The 5,169-nt window shown below is 48.1% G+C and carries 5 protein-coding genes and 1 pseudogene; 4 read left to right on the top strand and 2 right to left on the bottom strand.

The features are described from left to right. From AC1DUA_RS24815 to AC1DUA_RS24805, 3 genes are all read left to right on the top strand, one after another. A partial coding sequence (locus AC1DUA_RS24815; protein ID WP_477502305.1) for a putative sulfate exporter family transporter occupies positions 1-362 on the top strand: 362 nt, incomplete at its 5' end. Positions 363-725: 363 nt separating this feature from the next. After that, a complete protein-coding gene (locus tag AC1DUA_RS24810) occupies positions 726-1,037 on the top strand; it encodes a YbjQ family protein (RefSeq protein ID WP_477502304.1) in 312 nt (103 codons plus the stop codon). Positions 1,038-1,257: 220 nt separating this feature from the next. Then, complete coding sequence (locus tag AC1DUA_RS24805; protein ID WP_477502303.1) at positions 1,258-2,007, top strand: lysostaphin resistance A-like protein; 750 nt, start codon at positions 1,258-1,260, stop codon at positions 2,005-2,007. 116 nt (positions 2,008-2,123) lie between these two features. Here the strand turns inward: AC1DUA_RS24805 and AC1DUA_RS24800 are convergent, their stop codons facing one another. Beyond that, a complete protein-coding gene (locus AC1DUA_RS24800) occupies positions 2,124-3,866 on the bottom strand; it encodes a HAMP domain-containing sensor histidine kinase (RefSeq protein WP_477502302.1) in 1,743 nt (580 codons plus the stop codon). Continuing rightward, complete coding sequence (locus tag AC1DUA_RS24795) at positions 3,866-4,597, bottom strand: response regulator transcription factor (protein ID WP_477502301.1); 732 nt, start codon at positions 4,595-4,597, stop codon at positions 3,866-3,868. Before AC1DUA_RS24795 ends, AC1DUA_RS24800 begins: the two co-directional genes overlap by 1 nt. A 291-nt stretch (positions 4,598-4,888) precedes the next feature. Here AC1DUA_RS24795 and AC1DUA_RS24790 point away from each other — a divergent pair. Then, positions 4,889-5,169: pseudogene (locus AC1DUA_RS24790) on the top strand (MGDG synthase family glycosyltransferase); the annotation flags it as partial.

Raw genomic sequence — 5,169 nt, 5'->3', positions numbered from 1 at the left:
GTGTTGCTCTTTTGGTACCAGTGGCAATCGTGCTTGGTGTCTGGACAAACCGTATCGAGCGTAAGAAAAATACCACCGTCCAAAAAGCGAGCTGGAGATCCATTCCGATTCCATGGTTTATTCTTGGCTTCCTTGTTATGAGTGGTATAAACACATTAGGCATCATACCAACTGGTTTTACCAACCAAATCATCCTTCTTGCCTATTTCCTGATTGCGATGGCTATGGCTGGTCTTGGGCTTAATGTTGATTTGGCCACGTTCCGACGCTTGGGGATGAAGTCGTTTGCTGCAGGTTTTATAGGGTCTGTATTGCTTTCAATCCTGGGCTATCTTCTTATTGATCTGTTTGGATTAAAATAACAACCAACATAAGAAGGACTCAAACGAGTATATTAGAACTCGAGTGAGGCAGAAGGGAGCAGAACGCCGCGGCTTGGATTACTAATGATACTATTCCCGTTTCGGGTGAATATTAATGATTCATTTTCACTCTAAAAGTCCTGTAGAAGGTTCGAATGTCCTGGGCAAGGAACTTGCAAACAAAAAGCCGCATAGCTGCGGCTTTTTGTTTTGTAAAGAGATAGATTCTTGTCTGAAGCGGAGGGCAATAACAAAATCCATGTGAAGACCCATAGGAGGCTGATGCTGCGTTCAACTTGGCTGAATTAAAAAGGGGCTCAAAGCAAACTAAAACAAAATCTATGTTTTATAGGAGGAGTACACTTGATTGTTACAACAACAGCAATCGTTGAAGGTTCCCCGGTCAGGCAGTATATAGGCATTGCAACCGGTGAAGTCATCATGGCATCTAGCGTCGGGAAAGATCTCGTTGCTTCATTCAGAGATCTGGTAGGCGGGCGTTCGAAAACCTACGAAGCCAAGCTGAGGGAAGCAAGAGACGCGGCTTTTAAAGAAATGACACAGCAGGCTTCGCAGATGGGAGCCAATGCGGTAGTCGGTGTCGACGTCAATTACGAAGTTGTCCGTGAAGGTATGATGATGGTCGCTGTCAACGGAACGGCAGTCATAATCTAATTAAGAGGTGATTTTTTTAATGAAAAAACGAACTGAGCAAAGATTGCGAGCTGTGCCCGCGGAATTACCGTACCATCGGGTACTCGTCAGTGATAAGCGTCACATAATACGTGGCATACTAGCTCTTGTACTTCTCATCGGCGGAATGTTTTTCTTTAGTTTGTTGTCTCCTATAATTGGAGGTGTAATCGACACTCACGTCTTTGGGCGGGCTAATCCCATGTCTGGGGGTACGGACTTCACTCCAGTTTACGTGGCGAGTAATTTTCTTGGGGTGGGTCTACTTATCCCGTGGAGCATGTTGATACAGCGTTGGCTTTATGGTGTGAAGGGGGCCACGTTGCACTCGGTACGCTCGATCTTCCGTCTGGCTGTGTTCGGTCGTGCGATGTTGATTATTCTTCCAATTTGGACGATCTACATGGTCTTCTTCAACTGGTTCTCGTCTTACAACACCACGGAATTTCGCGTCGCTGATTTGCTTGCTATCTTCGCTGTAAGCGTGTTGCTAGCGCCGCTCCAAAGTGCGGGTGAGGAGTATGGCTTTCGGGGGCTGGTATTCCGGATCGCCTCCAGCTGGGTCCGCGGCCCGAGAGCGTCACTTATCGTCGGCATCGTTGTCTCGAGCGTGTTGTTCGCCCTTACACACACGGCGACAGACCCGTGGTATAACCTGTATTACTTAGTTCTCGGCGTTAGCTTTGCACTGATAACCTGGCGAACAGGTGGTCTGGAGAACTCGATTGTTATACATGCAGTTAACAATACGCTCGCCTACATCTTCATTACAATCCTGCGCGTCGATTATTTAACTGCCATCGACCGTTCAGCAGGAATGGGGTCAAAGATCATGCTTATGCCCTGTGCGGTGCTTGTGTTCGTCACCATTATTATATGGTTCAGCACCCGTCGCACGGGTCCTGAGCTGACACCTCAGAACAGAGCTTCAGTCACGATTCCTAGTTATTAGAGAACCGAAAGTTAAATGACAAAAAGGCCTCACCCTTCAAGACATATGAAGCGGTAAGGCCTTTTATAATATTCGGATTCATGTGACAATGAGCAGAATGTTATCATGTTGTATGCTCAGCAGGGCAATATGATTTCAATTTTCGTGCCTTGCCATACTTTAGACTGCACATGGATTTCGCCGCCGTGCGCTTCCACGATAGCTTTGGCGATGCTCATGCCGAGCCCTGAGCCAACCGTCGATTCCTCTGTATTCGTTCCCCGGTAGTACCGCTTGAACAAATGATGCAGCGTCTCTTCGTCCATTCCTTTGCCATTATCGATGACTCGTATGCAGGACTTGTCGTTCATTCTCTCGACTGAGGCAGTGACGACTACACCCGGCGGATTATGCTTAACGGCGTTGGACAGCAAGTTGTCCATCAGCCTCTGCAGCCAGGTCTCATCCGCTTTTATCATTAAGGGACGCTCATCCCCAACATAGTGAAACTGATAATCAGATATCGTGGCGTCGTTGACGTATTTCAGTACAGAACAGCGCACCAGCTCATCCAAATCCAACTCGCGAAGATTCATGATCGAATCTCCCTGCTTGAGCTGATGAATCATGGAAAAGTCAGAGATCAATTCAAGCATATAATCGCCTTTTTCCCGAATCGTCGATCCCATAACCCGCATCTCCTCCTGGCTCCACTCCTCAGGTAGGCTCTCCAGCATATATCCATAGCCTTGAATGGTGGACAGGGGAGTGCGCAGATCGTGGGATATCCCTGACATCCATTCCGCTTGTGCCTTCTCCAGCTTCTCACGTTCCTTCTCCGTTTGTGCCAATTGATGGGTCATCTGATAGAAGGATTCAATGACTTCCCTATAGAGTTTGTAGCTGGTTCGCATCGTGCCGTTGCGGCGGAATACCTTGCGTTTGTCCTTGGCGGTCAACACTTCGTCGTATTGCCCCTTGCGCATGCGTTCGAACCAGCCTGCGAACAGAATGAGCGGCTGACCATAGCGGTATCCATGCCAAATGGAAACCGGAATCGCCAAGAGCAGGATTAGACCAGAAAACCAGACGAGTCCACGCGTTACCGTATCTAGCACAGGATGCTTCAGGGGCCCTCCGGTTGGATTAGGTGTATAGAGGATCCACGTCTTTCCGCTCAGCTTGTCCCGCAGGGAGACAATATTCGTGTCATAATTGCTGGGCGATTGCTGGATAGCCAATATATCCAGCGGACGATACGCCTTCTTCGCGTATGCTTCATCGCCTATGCCTTGTATGGTTATGCCCGCGGGATCGATCACCTGCAGATAGCTGCCGGTTCCGCGCAGCCGCCGATCCAAGGAAGGAATCGCCTCACTTCGCACCATCCCCTGTTGACCATAAGCGTCTAACCAAGCCACGAGCTGGTCGAGATCAGGACTATGGTAGCCTAGCATATATAGATGCGGCTCGTTGAAGGCGAAATTCAGTTCTGTGTTTACGGCAAACGACGTTCCCAGCGTACGTGTCTCTTGAATATCAAGCAATTGAGCGGTGGAGTAGGAGGTCGGCAGCGCATACTGCGGAGTTGAGTTGACATCGTAAACTACCGTTCCTTCGGCATTAACAACCTGTAACCACATTCCCTTTTCTTCAATGAGCTTAACCCACTTGGGCGAAATCTGAATAGTCCCATCCTTGGAATTAGCTTCTTGAGCGATCAGCTGCAGGGCCCCTGCCGGAAAGTTTCGGCGTATTTCACTGTTCTTCGTATTCTGGAAGTACAGGATACAGGCTACCAGAGTAATGGCCAGAATCAGCAAGGAATAGAAGATCAATTGATATGTGAAGTGGAAAGCCATGCGTTGTTGTATTTTCATCACTCTTGCGAGTCCTTTATCAGCTTGTATCCCAGCCCGCGGACGGTAACAAGCAGCCTAGGATTGCCGGGATCAATCTCGATCCGCTCCCGTATGCGCCGGATGTGCACCATGACCGTCGAGTCATCTCCTAGTCCGTTGATCCCCCAAACCTTGTCATATAGCTGCGTTTTGGAAAATACGATTCCGGGATGCTTGCAGAAGTGAAGCAGCAGTTGGAACTCCTGTGCGGGGCATGGAACAGGTTGACCATCCACGATCAGCTCGCCCTCCGCCTCTTTAACGGTAAGACGGCCGAACCGATAAACCCCTGGATCGGGCCGCTTCATTGGATTGGCTGTAGGAGCTTCCGGCTCTAGTCGGCGGATGCGTGCCTGAATTCTTGCGGCCACCTCCAGGGGATTGAAGGGCTTCGTGATATAATCGTCGCCCCCCATAGCGAAGCCTCGAAGAACATCGAGATCGGAAGCCTTGGCCGTCAGGAACAGAATATGTGGATTTCCGTATTCACGGAGCTTGGAGCAGAGATCTAGTCCGCTGCCGTCGGGGAGCATAATGTCGAGCAGGACGATATCGGGGGCAATGCGCGCCGCTACGTCGAGTGCTTCTGCACAAGTTGAAGCCGCGTAAAGATGCTGAAACCCTTCCCTGCGGAGCACCATTTGGAGCATTGTAACGATCGACGGCTCGTCGTCAACAATTGCGATTTTAATATCAGATAGATTTGTCATTGTCCCCCCCTTTTTTCTCATAGTAGCATATTCACATGAACAGAACCTAAACGCCGAGTACAAAATTAAGGATTTGTTCATCGATTTGTTTAGGCTCATTTAAGTAATGGTGGTAGAATAGGAAATGAGGATGCTAAGCTCTGGATTCGCTGCACTAGGTCAAATTAAGAAAAACTTAAGAATTAGTTGGCAATAACTTTAATAAACTTCATTATGATGGGACTAATTTTAGATGTATTCTATAAGCTAAGTACCAGGCAGTGTAGACTAACGCACCGGAGGAAATGTGAATTGACAAATTTACCTCGGATTCTAATACTTACTGCGAGTTATGGCGCGGGGCACGAACTAGCAGCATACGCGATTAAAGAGTATTGCTGCCGATATGGCCTCGCCCATGTTCAGATTATTGATTTGATGAAAGAAGCTCATCCAGTACTAAATAAAATATCCACTTCTGTTTATATGAGTAGTTTTCATGCTGCGAGATTTGGTATCCATTATTATGGTTGGAGCTATTATTTGACTCAAAGAAATAGTGCTTATAGTCCTGTTCTTGCTGGTTTAAATCG

The organism is Paenibacillus sp. 01T422 (genome assembly GCF_056398785.1).
The sequence above is the reverse complement of the archived record's forward strand: the minus strand, read 5'-3'. Positions and strand labels throughout refer to the sequence as shown.